The organism is Bacillus sp. FSL W8-0102 (assembly GCF_038007225.1).
GTDB classification, from domain to species: Bacteria; Bacillota; Bacilli; order Bacillales; family DSM-4216; genus Bacillus_O; species Bacillus_O smithii.
Genome location: NZ_JBBOWT010000001.1, coordinates 241,086 through 256,934, shown reverse-complemented (window position 1 = coordinate 256,934; position 15,849 = coordinate 241,086). Strand labels below are relative to the sequence as shown.

Genomic DNA, 15,849 nt, shown 5'->3' with positions numbered 1-15,849 from the left:
TTAAAAAAATTCAACATATATCCATTAAATGAGGTGTGTATTCTATTAAGTGTCTATGAAATTTTGAGAAAAAGCGAGTATTCGGGAGAAAAATAAACTTTATTGAGGGAGGATAAAATATGAAAAGCGTCAATCCTTATATCATTGTGGAAAATTGTCAAGAGGATTGAATTATTATCAAGAAGTATTGGGCGGAGAAATTAAAAATGTTCAATTAGCAGACGATGTCGAAATGTTTAAAGGCCATGAAGGCAAATGTTTGCATGCCGAGCTGCATCTTGGAAACAGCATCATCCATTTCTCCGATCCTTTCGGCCGTGTGGAAAAAGGAGATCATGTCAAAATCACGATCGAATTTGACAGTGAAGAAGAAATTCGTAAAGTATATCAATCATTGGTTGCCGACGGCCAAGCGATTTTGGAACTGCAAGATACGTTTTGGGGCGCTCTCCATGCCAATGTAATAGACAAGTACGGCATAGGCTGGCTTTTGAATTATCAAAAATAATGGCAAAAAAAGAAGCCCTTGATCCGTATCAAAGAGATGCTGAAATACGGATGGAGGGCTTTTTTAAAAAAGACTATAGGTTTTTCAAAGCATCCGCAATCGGAATTTCACCGGAAATAAGATCAAAGGAGCGATAATACGTATTTTCCTCATCCAGAGAGGCTACAATCGTTTTCGCGACATCCTCCCGCGAAATCGTCCCTCTATTTAAATTTTCAGCCGCAAAAATCTTTCCTGTTCCCGGTTCGTTCAACAATCCTCCCGGCCGGATAATGGTATAGGCTAAACTGCTTTGTTCCAGCATAATATCCGCATAGTGTTTAGCCACATAGTACGGCTTGATGGCCTCGCTCCAGTTTTTTCGATTGTGGGCCTGAATGGCGCTCACCATAATAAACCGCTTGATCCACAATTTTTCGGCAGCGTCCATTGTTTTCACAGCTCCATCCAAATCCACCAACAGCGTTTTGTCTGCTCCTGTATGCCCACCGGAGCCGGCAGTAAAGACAATGGCTTCACAGCCTTCCGCCGCTTCCGCAATTTTGTCCACGCTGTCTTCCAAATCGGCAATCGCTGTTTCTACACCCAATTTTTCGAAAGATTGAGCCTGTTCTTCTTTTCTGACCATCGCTCGCACTGTATGTTCATTGCTTTCTTTTAATAACCGAACAACATGCTGCCCAACTTGGCCATTCGCTCCAACAACCAAAACTTTCAAGATTCCCAACTCCTCCCATTCTTATCCTTCTTAAACAAAACCTGATGTTTCATTCCTTTTTATCTCTCTTAGCCCGAGCTATGCAAACGAAACAAACCGATATATTCCATCCACTTTATGGGACATACTCCCCATTTACGTTTCAATTTATTATATCATGCATCGTTTGATCACTTGCAATGTCCACATCAGCTTAAACAAAAAATTTACAATAGGCGCCCTTTGCTGATTTCTAATCATTCTGTACAAAATTTTATATCATCGGCAAATGAATCACGCTTCCCACGTTCAACTTTTTATTACTAAAATGAATGGTAAGAAACAGCTTTTTCCCTCCGGCGCCTAAATGTCTGAGCCGTTCTTTTATTTCAATGAATCAGGAGTAGACTTTTTCTCTGTAATTTCATCAAAAATATTTATTTGGGAGCTTTCTTTAGATTCTTCATTCTTTATATAGGCTTGCATCAACTTTTTAAACTCCCCCACGGTTAAAGGCTTGGCATCCTCTGTCAACTCATATCCTAATTGTCCGCTTGGTTCAATCGTAGCTGTTTTTATATCAGAAAAATTGGCAATGCCTTGCTGACGAAGACGCAATTCCAGCTTGATCCACTGTTAATCGAAGTTTACGCAGCGCATCCGTTTGAATTTGTCCATTTTGAATGACGACCATTGCTTTTCCGGATATAAATGTTTCTAATCGATTCGACTTCATCTGCAAAAATTCGGTCACGACCAATGCCACGATAAACGTGGAAGACGCCAAAATGGTGCCTAAGAGGCTTTCTTGCGCCACCGGCTCTACAATAATAGTTCCTATCGAGATAATGATAATCGTTTCCGGCAACGTCATTTGTGAAATAGTTTTTCTTCCTGCAATCCGAAGGAGCAGTATGCCAGCAAAGATAAGAAATAAAGCTTTTCCAATAGTCCTAAGCAACACCATAACTCCCTTCTCCTTCCATTATTCATTAATATGTGTAGGCTGCGCTTAGAACATGCATGTATGAATCCAGATGCCCAAAGGTGCTATGAGTGTGCTGCTTCCGATATGAACCAAGTTCTTCTTCCATTCACTTTCTTGAAAGCATTTAATTTCTCATCCTAAATAAAAAAGCACAGTTGACTCAGGTTTTCCACCGATTTCAACTATGCTTGAAAAGGATCTTGCATCAATGATCAGAAATTCTCTACCCTTCGAGACACAAAGGTCAAACGAAATCCAGGCTGCGGAGAAACTGCCCCGAACAGCTCGTTATCTCCAGCCAACCATTTGCGGGAGTTGACCCCTTGCCGATGGCCATCTTATCTTATTTCTCCTTTTCCAATCGTTCAATGGCCTTTTCCGCCCTGCTTTTTAAGTCCATCAATTCCGACTCCACTTTTAAAATCTTTTCCTTTTTCTGTTCAATGAGCAATAATTGCGCATCGACTGTATTTAAAAGATCGGTTAAAGCTTGAATTAAATCCTCCGCTTTGTCTTTTTGTTCGCTTGTTCCTTTTACCTGTCTGTATTTCACTCTCTGCTGTTCCAATGTATTGCTTAAAGAAATAAAATGTTGCAGCTCTTGAAGAGTAAATCCCAACACTTCTTTTGCGTTCGTAATTTTCTTTAAAAACTCAACATGCTGTTGTGAATAAAGTCTAATTCCCCCTTTGCTTCTCGGAGGAGAAGGCAGAAGCCCAATTTGTTCATAGTATCGAATCGTTCGTTTCGTTAAACCGCTTTGCTTGGCCACGTCATCTATTTTTAATTCATCCATGTTCCTCACCTAAATCTCCTTCTGACTGCATCTCCTCGATGAAGGGGATGAAATCCGTTCTTCTATTTATTATACATGAAAAACGGGAACCGATATGAGCGCTCTCCCCTGTCCAAAACCAAGTTCACAGAATTGTTCTATCTCTCTTCCATACAGATTGCTCATCTTTACCAACGAAAAAGACAAAATAAAAAGCCCTTACTTCCAGGGCTTCATTCACTCCATGACGCAAGCAACCAAGCAATAATCGAAACAACGGGAATGACAATGAAAGAAATTTTTAATGTCTTTTTTGGCCGCTTTATAAAATTGACAGCATAAATGGGAATGCCCAATGTGATTGTATCCAAAATGGCTAAAACGATGTTTTTTGAAAGAGATCGCTCTGCATCTTTCACCATTTCATCGCCTCTTTCTTTTTATCTTCACTAGGCTTTTTGACAAAGTATCCATCTTGACCTACCGATACTCACTTAGTAATAACACAAGAATCCTTTGAGAATCACCCGTCTTTAATAATATAGTCTTCATTATTACATGACTTAAGCACTTACCTGTTAGGGCACGCGTGCGCTTAAACAATCGGATTTTTGTCGATGTAAATTATACCATTTATATAATTGCAATTCAATAAAAATACCCATCATCCAATCGATGGGTATCGTGCCTTTATTCTTTTTCTAAATCATTTTCCAACTCTTTTATTCGGGTCTCTAATCGTTTTAAGGCAAACTCGATTAATTCATCTCGGTTCATTTCTTGTTTTTCTTTATCAAAGATAAGGGGTTCACCGAATAGAACGTGCGATTTTTCTCCCTTCCATAATCCGCTGAAATTGGTTGGACCTTTATAAGCAGCAGGCAATATAGGGGCATTCGATTTTAATGCGACAGTCACAGCCCCTCTTTTTAAAGGAACATCTTCACTTGTTCGTGTCCCGCTCGGAAATATGCCTACACATTGGTTCTTTTTCAAGATCTGCATAGGAATTTTTAAAGCACTCGGCCCCGGATTTTCCCTATTGACAGGAAATGCGTTAATAGAGCGAAAAAAACGATCTCTCCATTTTCCCTTAAAGAGCTCTTGCTTCGCCATATAATGGACAGATATCGGATAAAGAGCGAGAGCCAACATAATGACATCGACCCATCCCCTATGAGAACACGTCACCACAAATCTTTCATCGGATGGAATATGCTCTTTCCCCTTCACCTTTAAAAGGCGAAACATTTTCACTAACAACAATAAGATCGTACTGATCAGTCGATACATGAATTTCCTCCAATCTTTCACAACATCATGATATGGAGAGGCAAAGAATAAGAGGCAGAAGATTCTCTTTTCTGCCTTCTCTTCATTTTAACATACTCTTAGGATGAAAAATTCCTAAGTTCTAAAATATTTATAAATTTTCATAAACCTTTTTTGACCTTCATTCCAAGTGTTATAAATACTGTAGTTGAGCAATTTTCATTACAATAATTACCATGTAAAAAGAGACAAACGGAGTACCCCTTATGCCACATGAAGCTGTTTTTTAACGACATCAATGGGAATATCTTGTTTCGCTGCATCGTAAATAAACTCCACGAGGCTATGTCCTTTCTTCTTTCGAAGGAAGTCAAGCCCGGTAGAGAAATCGCTGTTGGATTCGACCATACTGTACACATAAGCGAGTTGCACCAAGATCCAATACCGTTTCACCGCCCGACGCCCGCGAACGCGGTACCCATCGAGCTTCAGCTGGTCTTTCGCTTGTCGAAAAAAGCATTCGATCGACCAACGCTGGGCATAGTAGCGCAAGATCTCTTCATCGCTTAGCTCCCGGTCGGTGCTCAAGACGCAGTGAAGATGTTCAGGTGTCATCGGCTGATCGGCTTTCCAAGCCAACAACACAACGGCATCATCGAGACCTTTCAGCGCTCCCTCGTAGCGATACACGCGATAACGCTCTTCTCCCACCGTGACGAGATGGGTGTCGTTCGGTTCGATATAGCGGGCAAACTGTTTGGCTTGGATGGCGATGCCTTTTGGATAAAGAACCCGATTCGTCTTGAGCATCGCAATGACGTGGAATCCTTTTTTCAGGCAGGCTTCCACGAGTGTTTTCGATGGGTACCAAGAGTCCATGAGCACATAAACGGGTCGACTCACATCCAACGAAGAAAGCATCTCGATCGCGAGTTCCCCTTTGCTTTTCCCCGCCGTCTTGTCGTAGAGGCGAAAGGCAAAAGGAAACGCTTGGGTCATCGTATGAACCATGAGCCAAACGAGAGAATGTCCCCAGATCGACTTTTTCTCTGCGTGAGAATAGTGCCAATCACACCCTTGAATGGCGTGTGTTGCCCGTGACGAGGGCTTCGTTTTTTGGCAAATCGTATCATCGATCGAAACAAAAATGGGTTGATTCTCTCGTTTCGAGCTGCGTTCGACACGATGAAGCACCCACTGCTGGAGTTTGCGAAGCAACGTCTCTTCTTCCCATGGGCTTTTCGTGAAAAAATGGCTGAGTGTCGTGCGATGGTTCGGATGAAAACTCCCGTGATGTAGATCGGTCAGTGTTCCCGAAAAGCCCTTTGTAATCATCGCATCCACGATATGAACGAGATGCTTCATGACAGGTTTTGAGAAATAAAGTGCCAACCCCAACATCGTCAAAAACTTGTGGATTCCTAGGTGATGTGCTAATCTATTCATGAGACATGAACCCCCTTGTGAGTAGTTGTGGCACATCTATTCTAACCAAGGAATCGGGTTCATGTCTTCTTTTTTGTTTGGTTGTAAATTTATGTTAGCGAATTTGCTCATCTACAGTAAATACAGAAAAAATGCCAATATATGTTTTTAATGCCAAAACCATAAAAGTGCTCAAAAAACAGAGCATTCTTAAGATATCTTTTAAACAATCGTTTTCATTTTATTCAAAGCGGATATATTGTTCAGTAATTCACATAACTGCTCTTTTTCATTTGTGAAATACTGAACTATAATGATGCTTGTGTCAAAGGGAATAATGAATAGTTGTCTACATTTAATACTCAGACGACTGCACGATTCTAAAAAATCGAGGTAATCAAGATGAAAAAAGGTTTTCTATATATCATTCTATCTGCTGTTCTTTTTAGTACGATGGAGATTGTGATTAAAGTCATGTCTAGTGACTTTGACTTTCATCCTATTCAACTGAATCTTATACGTTTCTTTATTGGAGCGATGATTTTAGCTCCTCTTGCTATTCAACATATGAGAAAAAGTGGGTTTACTTTAAAAAAAGAACATCTATTCTTTTTCATCATCACAGGTTTTTTATGCGTTGTCGTTAGTATGACGTTTTATCAATTAGCGATTGTTTATACAAAGGCATCAACCGTAGCAATACTATTCAGCTGCAATCCACTTTTTGTCGTTCCGCTTGCCCATTTTCTATTAAAAGAGAAACTGACTAAGCGAACCATATGGGCATTAATCATTAGCTTGATCGGCATTTTAAGCATTGTAAATCCATTCGAAATTTCTAATCCAGCAGGCATTGTTTATGCACTATTATCAGCCGTTTCATTTGCCCTCTATAGCGTTGTAGGCAAAAAAGGAATTCAACAATATAAATGCGATGGCGTTATCTTAACTTGTTTCAGTTTTGTAACAGGCAGTTTAGAGATTCTTGCTCTCATTCTTATTTCAAAAATAAATGCTGTATCTAATTGGCTTACAAGCATTGGACTGGATGTGTTTGCGAATGTGCCTGTCACCCAAGGAATTACATGGAGTACATTGCCTAGCTTAATTTATATTGGTATTTTTGTGACGGGACTTGGATTTGCTTTCTACTTTTTAGCAATGGACGTCACATCCGCTTCTACAACCTCTACGGTGTTCTTTATCAAACCGGCATTAGCTCCGATCTTAGCCTTCTTTCTCTTGAATGAAGCTATTTCTGCCAATACAGCAGCCGGAATTGTTTTCATTATGATTGGTTCATGTCTGATTTTATTTGCAGACAAAAAACCAGCAAAACTTAGCGCCAATCCAAAAGTTCAATCTCAAGTACGGTCAAATTGATTAAAAAAGAGCCCTGTTTCTTCATCAAAATTGGGCTCTTTTTTCATTTTTATACTATTTTATTTGATTGATCTGTTTGGACACCTACATTTTGCACCATTTTTTAGCATTTTTTATTGTTTGGGCCCTTGTGGCGGCTATAATAGATCCTGCTAGCCATCGCAACGAAAATAGTTGCTTTCCATCCCGTAAGAAATCCGCCAAATTGGCAGCGTTTCATCAAGCATTGGCAGATTTTTTAGACATTCGATTTTCCTGTTGTTGTTAGCCTCTTATGGATCCAGCCTTACTACTTTAATTCCGTATATTTCTTTTTCGATCCAAAAGATTTTTCTATTGGATATTTTTGTTCGTTTTTCTTTATTTTCTCTTTAATGGCTTCCTCTAAATCAATCTCTAATTCATGCGAAAGCAACAGTGCATAAATGACTACGTCGGCGATTTCGTCTTTTATATTTTCAAAGTTCACTTCCACAGCTTCCTCGCTGCTTTTCCATTGAAAATTCTCTAGCAATTCCCCTGCTTCTAAACTCAATGAAATCGCTAAATCTTTTGGATTATGAAACTGACTCCAATTACGAGCATCGCGGAATTCAATGATTTTTTGCTGTAAATGTTTCAACGTGGTCACCTCTGAATAATAAAATGATTTCATTATGAATTGTATCAAAAACTTAGACAGCTCTTTTGCTTTTCTTGTAGGGATTTCATCTCAGCCACTTAATGAAAAGTTTTTTCGACATTATTCGATTGCATCTGAGCACCGATGATCCGGTTCTCTTGTTTGGCGTGTTATAATCATTTTACGCTTTTGTTCCAAATCGTTGCGAAAGGGGACTTACTTTTGAATGTCATGAAGGAACTATTTTCAATCAAAGAAGTCGATGATTTTGTCAACAATCACCATTTAGCGTTTTTATATATATCCAGAGATCGTTGTAGTGTGTGCCATGATTTATTGCCAAAAATTCAAAATGTCATGGCTGATTTCCCCAATATTCAACTGGCTCTTGTCAATGCCGATCACGTTCCGGAAATTGCAGGGCGTTTTACCATTTTCACCGCCCCCGTTTTGTTGTTATTTGTAGATGGGAAAGAAGTACTTCGGGAAGTGCGATTTGTTCATGTCGAGCCGTTTCGGGAAAAAGTGGAAAAAATTTATTGGTTAACACAAGAATGAGGATGACTCAAAAGGTCATTAAAAAATGACCTTCTCTAGCCATCCTCTTTTTCTACTATGAAACTTAGTTTTGTTGGATAATTATTTTGTAAAGAGGTATCTAAGCGTTGTCTAAAATGGCCAGAATTTAAAGATATTAAACAAACAATAAAAGATGTGTCTCTCCACACAAAAAACAGAAGCCCCAACAAGCTTCTGTCATAAAATAGAACTATTAACGGCTTAATGCCCGTAGCATAAAATCATCAACATCTTTTTCAGGACCGATGAATTCAATATTTGTACCGATTGCTTCAAAATGTTTGCGGGCAAATTCAATTTTTGCTCTTTCTTTTGGACGTAAGAATTCCTCGATTTGCGTTCCTTTCGTTTCGAGTACGAAGTATAGTTTTTCTTCACCATCTTTGTCCACGACAAGGGCCCAGTCAGGATTGTAAGAGCCTATAGGAGTGTCGATTTTAAACCAGCTTGGCAGTTTAACATATACTTTGACGTTTTCATCGTTTTCAAAACGCTGAGCGAAACTCGCTTCAATATCCGAATCATAAACGATATGGTCATAAGGTGATTTTTCACTTTGGATGGCATTATCATTTAGATACGCAATCAGTTCTTCGCTTTGGAACAACTCCACCGCATAATACGAATCCTCTCCAATTTTGTAATATTTTACTCCGTCTTTTAAAAGTAGCTTCATTTCACGTTGGATGATATTTGTCACTTCTTCAATAAACTTTTGAGGATTGTTTTTAAAATCTTCTAATCGCTTGCAGCCAACCAAAATTTTCACTATCGTTTTTCGCGTTAAATTTGTCCGATTTTGCAATTCCGTAATAACATCTGGCAATGTATGATGAGTGGTAACATAGTCTTCAACTCTTTGACTAACTATTTGCCCCTGAATCCCCTCTACTTTGTCCATAGTCACTTGTTCTTTGCGACTTAAAATACGAATTTTTCCAATATCCGGCATTTTTTTAATGCTTTCAATGCTTCTCTTGATTAATGATTCGCTATCGAATTCCACAGAATAAACTGTTTTGTATTTAATTTTATCCCATAACTCAAGGAATTCTTTACTATCTAATATCGCTTTATTCAACTGTACTTTTCTCTTTTTAGTTCCGTCCTTTATTGGCAATTGTTTTAAATAATGATTAATTTCTTTATATATGGACGGCTGCCAAGGTTGAAATTCATCACTTAGATTTAAATTATAGTTTTCAAGGTCTTCTTTTAATTGTTGAGTTGCCTTTCCATGATGATCGATGTAATTCTTTTGTTTTAATTCTTCATATAGTTTAGTTGATAAATCATACCCCATCTGTACAGGTTCTTCAGTATTCTCATCAAAATAAACTAATTTAGCAAAGACATGTTTTTCGAATTTACCAAATGTGACTCCTGTCTCTTCTTCCATCTCTTTTTGTAAATTGGCTACAAATTCTTCGTACGATTCATTAGCCATAACCGTTAACGTATTGATGTTATAATCTTGAACACGTTCACCGTTTTGATCAACCGCTAAGCGTAAGCCGCGTCCAATCTCTTGTCGTCTTGACACATATGTTCCTGACGAATCTTTTAACGTACAAATTTGAAACACATTCGGATTATCCCAACCCTCGCGAAGTGCAGAGTGTGAGAAAATAAATCTTAGTGGATTATCTAAACTTAATAATCGCTCTTTATGTTTCATAATCAAATTATAAACATCGCTATCGGCTTGCGTATTTCCCTTTGTATCTTTTAATTTTCCTTTTTTATCTTGGGCAAAATACCCGTTATGTACTTTTTCTACGTCCATATTGACATCGATATCATTAAATAATGTATGATATTTTGGTTTTTGAATTAATTTATTGTACTCTTCTTCAAACATAATGGCATATTTTCCTTTTACAGGATTACCATCTTTGTCATAATCTCGATAGTTTGCCACTTTATCAATGAAGAAAAGACTTAATACTTTTATTCCACGTGGAATAAGACGTAATTCTTTGTCTAAATGTTCTTCAATCGTTTTGCGTATTTGATATCGTTTTATTTCATCATCATCAATATCACCAATGACATCGCCTATCCGCAAATAATGACCGTTTACTTCAATAGATTCATTACCTTTAGTCCAATCAATTTGTTCAACAATATAACCACGGTATAATTCGCGTTCTCCCGAAATATCGTATAAGTCATCTCCATATTTGACTGTTCTGGTTTTCCGCTTTACTTTTCCACGTGATTCAACATCAATCTCAATTTTTGCTTTTCCTTCTTTTACTTCGAGTAATTTAATATAAGGTAAATTATAGGACGGTTCCGAACGGATAGACATTACTTCAATTTTCTTCACAAGTTTTTGATTATACGCATCAACCGCATCAAGACGATAAATCATATTATATTTATCAACATGGGTAGCGGAATAACGCAACGTACATAACGGATTTAACGACTTTATCGCCATTTTCGACTTTGGTGTCGTATCGACACTTTGTGGTTCATCAATGATAACAATCGGATTCGTTTGTTGAATAAATTCAATAGGTTTATAACCGTTTAAACGATCGTTGGTTCGGTGAATAACATTCGCTTTATCCTCTTTATCTGGGTCTTCAAAACTCTTGCGAAACGCATCAATATTAATAATCATCACTTGAATGGTTGTCGCAGTAGCAAAGTTTCGAACTTGATCTAGCTTTTGTGAATCATAAATAAAATACTCTAACGGAGTATGATCATACAATTCGTTAAAATGCTCTTTTGTAATTTGAAGTGACTTATATACTCCTTCCCGAATCGCCACAGAAGGCACAACAATGACAAACTTCGTAAAACCATAATGTTTATTTAATTCGTAAATCGTCCGTAAATACACATACGTTTTTCCTGTCCCTGTCTCCATTTCGACAGTAAAATTCATTCCATCGAGCGTCTCACTACGCGGTAAGCCGTTTTTCATTTGGATTTCTTGCACATTTTTTAAGATTTCATAAGACGTAAGATCTAAACGGTTCCCTATGCCTAATGCCGTTTGAATCATACCAGCTTCTTCTTGATTTCCATAATAAACGGTAAAATTGGACTGTTTCATTTTTTGTCCATTAAATATTTGCACAACGGAATCAATCGCCTGTCTTTGATAGTCTAAATCAGAAATGAACTTTAATTTCATGTCTTATACACTCCTAACATCTGTGATTCCGTTCTTTTTCAAAGTTTGAATGGCGTTTGTTTTTACTGAATCGTTGATGAAACCAGATTCTTTGAAAATGACTTTTGGCTGCATGTGCTCTGACCGATGTTTCATCATCTCATTCACTATATCTAAATCAATTTCATTTTCCAGGCATAATAAAACAGAACCAAAACCGACGTTATAAATAGTTTTACCATTATAGTCAATCTCTTCAATTGGCGTAGTGATCGGCAAACCGATTTTTAGTAAAATTTCATATAATAAGTCTTCTTTTGTACGGTCTTCTTTTATGTTATCCTGCAGGTCGAAAAGGGTTTGCTCCAAGTTCTCAAAATCAGGGTCCCAAGTTTTGACGTTAGAAGAATCAAGCTTAAACACTTTAAAACCAATATCTAAATCCGTTTTTCCTGTTTCTTGAACAATTTTTTCACCAGCGCGGCGAATGCGTTCTTTCCCGATTTCACAAATGTTTTTATATCCCGCTTTATACGCCTCTGATTTTTCATCAGTTAACTCAGGCAATTGCACCATAATAAACTTACGATTACCGCCGTCTTCCGCATTTAACTGCATAACGGCATGTGCGGTTGTTGCTGAGCCTGAAAAAAAGTCTAAAATAATACTATTATTGTCAGCATTCGCTACCTGAATGCATCTTTTTATTAATTCTAATGGTTTAGGTGTGTCAAATCCTTTATTCCCCAACAAACTTTTCACTTGCAAGGAAGCTTTCTTATTTCCTTCAATATCATCCCATAAAGGAGAAGGACGTTTTGTTCTCCCTTCAAGATAATATTTTACATACGGTACCCATCCTTTATCATCTATTTTTTTCCAATAAATCATATTTTCACTTTCTAATTTTTTATAAGTATCCTTTCCAACTCTCCACCGACTCTCGTATCCACCGGGTCCTATTGGAACTACCTTAGTACCGTCTGGTGCCAAAATCTCATAATACATGTTAGGTCTGTCTATTCTTCTGTCTGCACTTCCTGTTTTTCTAAGCTGTAAAATTGAAAATTTCCCCTTTTCGTCTTCTAAATTAAAGCGACTCTCATCTTCCTCTGATAACGGAATTCCACCAATTTCAAAGTCAATATCCTTTGAATAAACCAAAATATAATCAAAAGAACTTCCAAAACCTCCACTATCTTGTCCAGTAGTTGTACCAGTTGCTCTAACAACATTTCCTAAAAAATTATCTTCTCCGAAAATCTCATCACAAATTTTCTTTAAGTTAAATAACTCTTTGTCATCAATACTTATAAAGATAACACCATCATCTGTTAACAAATTTCTAGCTAATTTCAAACGGGGATATATCATATTCAACCAATCAGTATGATATCTTCCGTTTGTTTCCGTATTTGCTTTCGTTGTTTGCTGAGTCATTTCTTTGTAATTTTTAATATTATCACGGAAGTCATCTTTGTATACAAAGTCTTTCCCCGTATTATACGGTGGGTCAATATAAATCATCTTTATCTTCCCAAAGTACGATTTTTGCAACAACTTTAGTACTTCGAGGTTGTCTCCTTCAATATAAAGGTTTTCCGTTGTATCCCAGTTTTTACTTGATTCTTTGTCTGGTCTAAGTGTTCCCGTTGACGGCGTTTGTGCAAGTTTCATTGCCTGCGTTTTGCCGTGCCATGTGAATTCATATCTTTCGTTCCGTTTTTCGATTTCTTCTCCAAGCACTAGTTTTAACTTTTCAAAATCAATTTTTCCTTCTGTGACAACTTCCGGGAATAGCTTCTTTAATGATTCAATGTTCGTTTTAACTAAATCCAATGATTTCCCATCCAGTCTATTCATAGTTGTTCCCCTTTCACAACAATTGTTGTTTCATCTGCTCAATTTGTTTTATCAATTGTTGAATCTTAATGTTATATTCAACTTTTCGATTAAACTGGGTTTCCTTTTTCATTTTATTTTTCCATTTAGTAATTTCATTTTCTAGCTCTGTGATTTGCTGAATGAATTGTTGTTGCTTTTCATGCTGCTCTTCATCCTTAATCACATGAAATTGACCTGTAATGGCTGTATTCTGAAATGCTTGCACAGCTAAATCGATTTCTTTATAAAACTCAAAGAAATTGTAGAACGATATGTTCGTTACATGGATTGCCTTTATAAACTGCTCGACCGTCTCATCATGATTGTCTAGATCCATCCAAGGAGTATAATGAAACTGTTCTAATACGACTTGCGATGAATCCACTTTATTTAACCGTTTTAAGCAGGTACCGACTTGAATATGATCTTGCTTTTCAAAGACAATCACCACAGGGTTCGGAAGCGCCCCTTGGATGATTTCACCGATGACCGGCAGATGATTGTCTTTCGCTTCCTCCCTCAGTTGAATCGTAATAAACATAACCCCTTCATAATGGTATTCTTCGTTGATAAATGGCTGGATATTGATCATACTAGGGGTTAATAAATAAGTTAATTCGATTCGTTCAATATATTTTGTAATGAAGTTTTTTTCTTTCTTGTTTAAATCGGCGAAATCATAAAACATCTTTTTATCTAATTTTTTATAGAGCGGACGAACTTTATCGTCCAGCCCAATCATACGGTAAAACATTAATCCAGCCATCACTCTCACCCTTTTATAATAAGATAAGAAATGATTTCAAAATCCTGCAAACTTGTATTCGCATTTGTCACAAGGCCATCTAAGTTTCCTAAGCTAAAAATATTCAGTGTCAATTGCTGATCAATTTTTCCCACAATATCTTCAACCGCTTTTTCTAATAATGCTTTGTATTTTCCCATTTCTTTTCCGTTGTTTGTTTCTTCATAAAACGTAGCATATAAGTCTTCTTCCACTTCCTTTTGTCCATTACATAACGAACGATAGATATCGAGAATTTTCTTGATATGGACTTGGTTATATAACACTTCACCGTCTTCTTTCACATAAACCAAATAATATGGATGAAGCGCATTTTGCTCACTAGACGCTGTGAAATTATTGATTTGTTTCAAGCAGAAAATAATCCCGGGCTTAATTTCTTCTCGCAGTTTTTCATTTTTATTCGTTGTAATGCTAAATAAACCTAGAGGGGCATTCTCGATTACATCTTTGTTTTTCTTCATGAAATTTAATAAATCCATTCGAAAATCATCCATAGTGAAATCCGTTAATGAAATATTCCCAGAAATATCTTCTAAATCAATGACTTCGTTTTGTAATTTTTCTAGTTGTTTACGGCGATATTCGAGATCTTTCATTTCGTTGCTGTTGTCGGCGATAACGTTTTCTTCACCGGTGGAAGAAATATCAAGAATGGTCATTCGGTCTTTGACCCTGCCGACTAGATTAATGTATTCATCTAACTCCATCGATGGCCAAAAGTTCACTAATTGAATACGTTCATTTTTACTTCCTAGCCGGTCAATGCGTCCAAATCGTTGAATGATACGCACTGGGTTCCAGTGGATATCATAGTTGACGAGATAATCGCAATCCTGCAAGTTTTGCCCTTCCGAAATACAATCAGTTGCAATGAGAATATCAATCTCTTCCGTCATATTCGGCATGACTTTTTCTCTCTCTTTAGAAATAGGCGAAAAGTTCGTTAATACGCTATTGAAATCGACTTTTTTCATCTTCAATGTTGTCTTTGGATGATCAGAACCTGTAACAACAGCAGAGTGCAGCCCGAAATTATGTAAAATCCACTGATGTAAATTCTCATATAAATATTTTGCTGTATCAGCAAACGCTGTAAAAATTAATAATTTCTTATTTTGACCATTAATTGGATTCTCAATTTTCGTTTGAATAATTTCTTTGAGAGCCAATAATTTTTGATCACGATCAGGAGTGATTCGCTTAGCACGTTTTAACAGCTTTACTAAAATGTCTCGATCATACAATAAATCTTCTTTCCAACGAATTAAATCAATATCTTGAAGCAAAATTTTTACTTTTGATCCAATTAAAGCATCTTCAAGTTCAGGATCGTCCAAATCAATATCATCATCGTTTTCAATGGGTTCAAAGGATGAATGATAATTTTCGATTTTACGGATATGTAAATCAATTTTCTTGATAATGCTTTCTAATGTTAACGAAAAAGAATGAATACTGCTCTCGAGCCGTTTCAGCAAATTCGTTTTCATTAAGTAAACGAGGTTGTTTTCACGGTCGGTTTGTTTCAAAACTCGCCCGTTTGACACTTTTGTATCGTACTTCTCATAATAAAACGATCTTAAATTGCAATATTAAATGCAACAAGTATTGAAAGACCAGATAACCCATGATTAAGTAGAATCGGGACACTCTGCGCGACTTGACGTGGAGTGGTGGGCATGGTAGCCTGGTTGGCCCAGCCAGTACCGTATACCTGGCTTCATGGCTGGTAGCCATGCCCGCAGAGGCTCTTTGTCAAGTTGCTAAAAACCAAC

Annotated in this window: 13 protein-coding genes and 1 pseudogene; 3 read left to right on the top strand and 11 right to left on the bottom strand. The window is 37.2% G+C overall.

Features of this window, described 5'->3' with window-relative positions; translation table 11 throughout:
- The first annotated feature begins 166 nt into the window (after positions 1-166).
- The gene (locus N1I87_RS01330) at positions 167-508 is read left to right on the top strand and encodes a VOC family protein (protein WP_341100322.1); all 342 of its coding nucleotides are present in this window, start codon (positions 167-169) and stop codon (positions 506-508) included.
- A 73-nt stretch (positions 509-581) separates the two neighbouring features.
- On the opposite strand, the gene N1I87_RS01325 is transcribed toward N1I87_RS01330, so the two are convergent.
- The 6 genes and pseudogenes from N1I87_RS01325 to N1I87_RS01300 all read right to left on the bottom strand — a co-directional run bounded on the left by N1I87_RS01325 (position 582) and on the right by N1I87_RS01300 (position 5,686).
- Complete coding sequence (locus N1I87_RS01325; protein ID WP_341100320.1) at positions 582-1,226, bottom strand: SDR family oxidoreductase; 645 nt, start codon at positions 1,224-1,226, stop codon at positions 582-584.
- Positions 1,227-1,589: 363 nt separating this feature from the next.
- Positions 1,590-2,172: pseudogene (locus tag N1I87_RS01320) on the bottom strand (DUF421 domain-containing protein).
- A 364-nt stretch (positions 2,173-2,536) separates the two neighbouring features.
- Positions 2,537-2,989 (bottom strand): MerR family transcriptional regulator, encoded by a 453-nt coding sequence (locus tag N1I87_RS01315; protein ID WP_341103246.1) that lies wholly within the window; start codon positions 2,987-2,989, stop codon positions 2,537-2,539.
- Positions 2,990-3,201: 212 nt separating this feature from the next.
- On the bottom strand, positions 3,202-3,390 hold the full coding sequence (locus N1I87_RS01310) for a hypothetical protein (RefSeq protein WP_341100318.1): 189 nt from the start codon (positions 3,388-3,390) through the stop codon (positions 3,202-3,204).
- 268 nt (positions 3,391-3,658) lie between these two features.
- Complete coding sequence (locus tag N1I87_RS01305) at positions 3,659-4,261, bottom strand: lysophospholipid acyltransferase family protein (protein WP_341100316.1); 603 nt, start codon at positions 4,259-4,261, stop codon at positions 3,659-3,661.
- Positions 4,262-4,504: 243 nt separating this feature from the next.
- Positions 4,505-5,686: an IS701 family transposase gene (locus N1I87_RS01300; protein WP_341100314.1), complete on the bottom strand. Its 1,182-nt coding sequence runs from the start codon at positions 5,684-5,686 to the stop codon at positions 4,505-4,507.
- Between the two features lie 381 nt (positions 5,687-6,067).
- Here N1I87_RS01300 and N1I87_RS01295 point away from each other — a divergent pair, with 381 nt between their 5' ends.
- Positions 6,068-7,048 carry a DMT family transporter gene (locus tag N1I87_RS01295; RefSeq protein WP_341100313.1) on the top strand — a complete coding sequence of 327 codons (981 nt, stop codon included), beginning with the start codon at positions 6,068-6,070 and terminating at the stop codon, positions 7,046-7,048.
- A 289-nt stretch (positions 7,049-7,337) separates the two neighbouring features.
- On the opposite strand, the gene N1I87_RS01290 is transcribed toward N1I87_RS01295, so the two are convergent.
- Entirely contained in the window at positions 7,338-7,703 is a 366-nt protein-coding gene (locus N1I87_RS01290) for a nucleotide pyrophosphohydrolase (protein ID WP_445285677.1), read from the bottom strand.
- A gap of 189 nt (positions 7,704-7,892) precedes the next feature.
- Between N1I87_RS01290 and N1I87_RS01285 the strand changes: the two genes are divergently transcribed.
- Entirely contained in the window at positions 7,893-8,228 is a 336-nt protein-coding gene (locus N1I87_RS01285; RefSeq protein ID WP_445285676.1) for a thioredoxin family protein, read from the top strand.
- A 214-nt stretch (positions 8,229-8,442) separates the two neighbouring features.
- On the opposite strand, the gene N1I87_RS01280 is transcribed toward N1I87_RS01285, so the two are convergent.
- Genes N1I87_RS01280 through N1I87_RS01265 form a run of 4 tightly spaced genes read right to left on the bottom strand, consistent with a single transcriptional unit; the run spans position 8,443 to position 15,621 of the window.
- The gene (locus N1I87_RS01280) at positions 8,443-11,403 is read right to left on the bottom strand and encodes a type III restriction-modification system endonuclease (RefSeq protein ID WP_341100312.1); all 2,961 of its coding nucleotides are present in this window, start codon (positions 11,401-11,403) and stop codon (positions 8,443-8,445) included.
- 3 nt (positions 11,404-11,406) lie between these two features.
- Complete coding sequence (locus tag N1I87_RS01275) at positions 11,407-13,245, bottom strand: site-specific DNA-methyltransferase (RefSeq protein WP_341100310.1); 1,839 nt, start codon at positions 13,243-13,245, stop codon at positions 11,407-11,409.
- Between the two features lie 13 nt (positions 13,246-13,258).
- Complete coding sequence (locus tag N1I87_RS01270) at positions 13,259-14,032, bottom strand: DUF4391 domain-containing protein (RefSeq protein WP_341100308.1); 774 nt, start codon at positions 14,030-14,032, stop codon at positions 13,259-13,261.
- A gap of 5 nt (positions 14,033-14,037) precedes the next feature.
- Positions 14,038-15,621 (bottom strand): C-terminal helicase domain-containing protein, encoded by a 1,584-nt coding sequence (locus tag N1I87_RS01265; protein WP_341100306.1) that lies wholly within the window; start codon positions 15,619-15,621, stop codon positions 14,038-14,040.
- Between the last annotated feature and the right edge of the window lie 228 nt (positions 15,622-15,849).

What these genes read in the sequence shown, in the direction of transcription:
- N1I87_RS01315 (WP_341103246.1), bottom strand. Translation starts at nt 2,989, where the DNA reads ATGGATGAATTAAAAATAGATGACGTGGCCAAGCAAAGCGGTTTAACG.
- N1I87_RS01310 (WP_341100318.1), bottom strand. Translation starts at nt 3,390, where the DNA reads ATGGTGAAAGATGCAGAGCGATCTCTTTCAAAAAACATCGTTTTAGCC.
- N1I87_RS01305 (WP_341100316.1), bottom strand. Translation starts at nt 4,261, where the DNA reads ATGTATCGACTGATCAGTACGATCTTATTGTTGTTAGTGAAAATGTTT.
- N1I87_RS01300 (WP_341100314.1), bottom strand. Translation starts at nt 5,686, where the DNA reads ATGAATAGATTAGCACATCACCTAGGAATCCACAAGTTTTTGACGATG.
- N1I87_RS01295 (WP_341100313.1), top strand. Translation starts at nt 6,068, where the DNA reads ATGAAAAAAGGTTTTCTATATATCATTCTATCTGCTGTTCTTTTTAGT.
- N1I87_RS01290 (WP_445285677.1), bottom strand. Translation starts at nt 7,703, where the DNA reads ATGAAATCATTTTATTATTCAGAGGTGACCACGTTGAAACATTTACAG.
- N1I87_RS01280 (WP_341100312.1), bottom strand. Translation starts at nt 11,403, where the DNA reads ATGAAATTAAAGTTCATTTCTGATTTAGACTATCAAAGACAGGCGATT.
- N1I87_RS01275 (WP_341100310.1), bottom strand. Translation starts at nt 13,245, where the DNA reads ATGAATAGACTGGATGGGAAATCATTGGATTTAGTTAAAACGAACATT.
- N1I87_RS01270 (WP_341100308.1), bottom strand. Translation starts at nt 14,032, where the DNA reads ATGGCTGGATTAATGTTTTACCGTATGATTGGGCTGGACGATAAAGTT.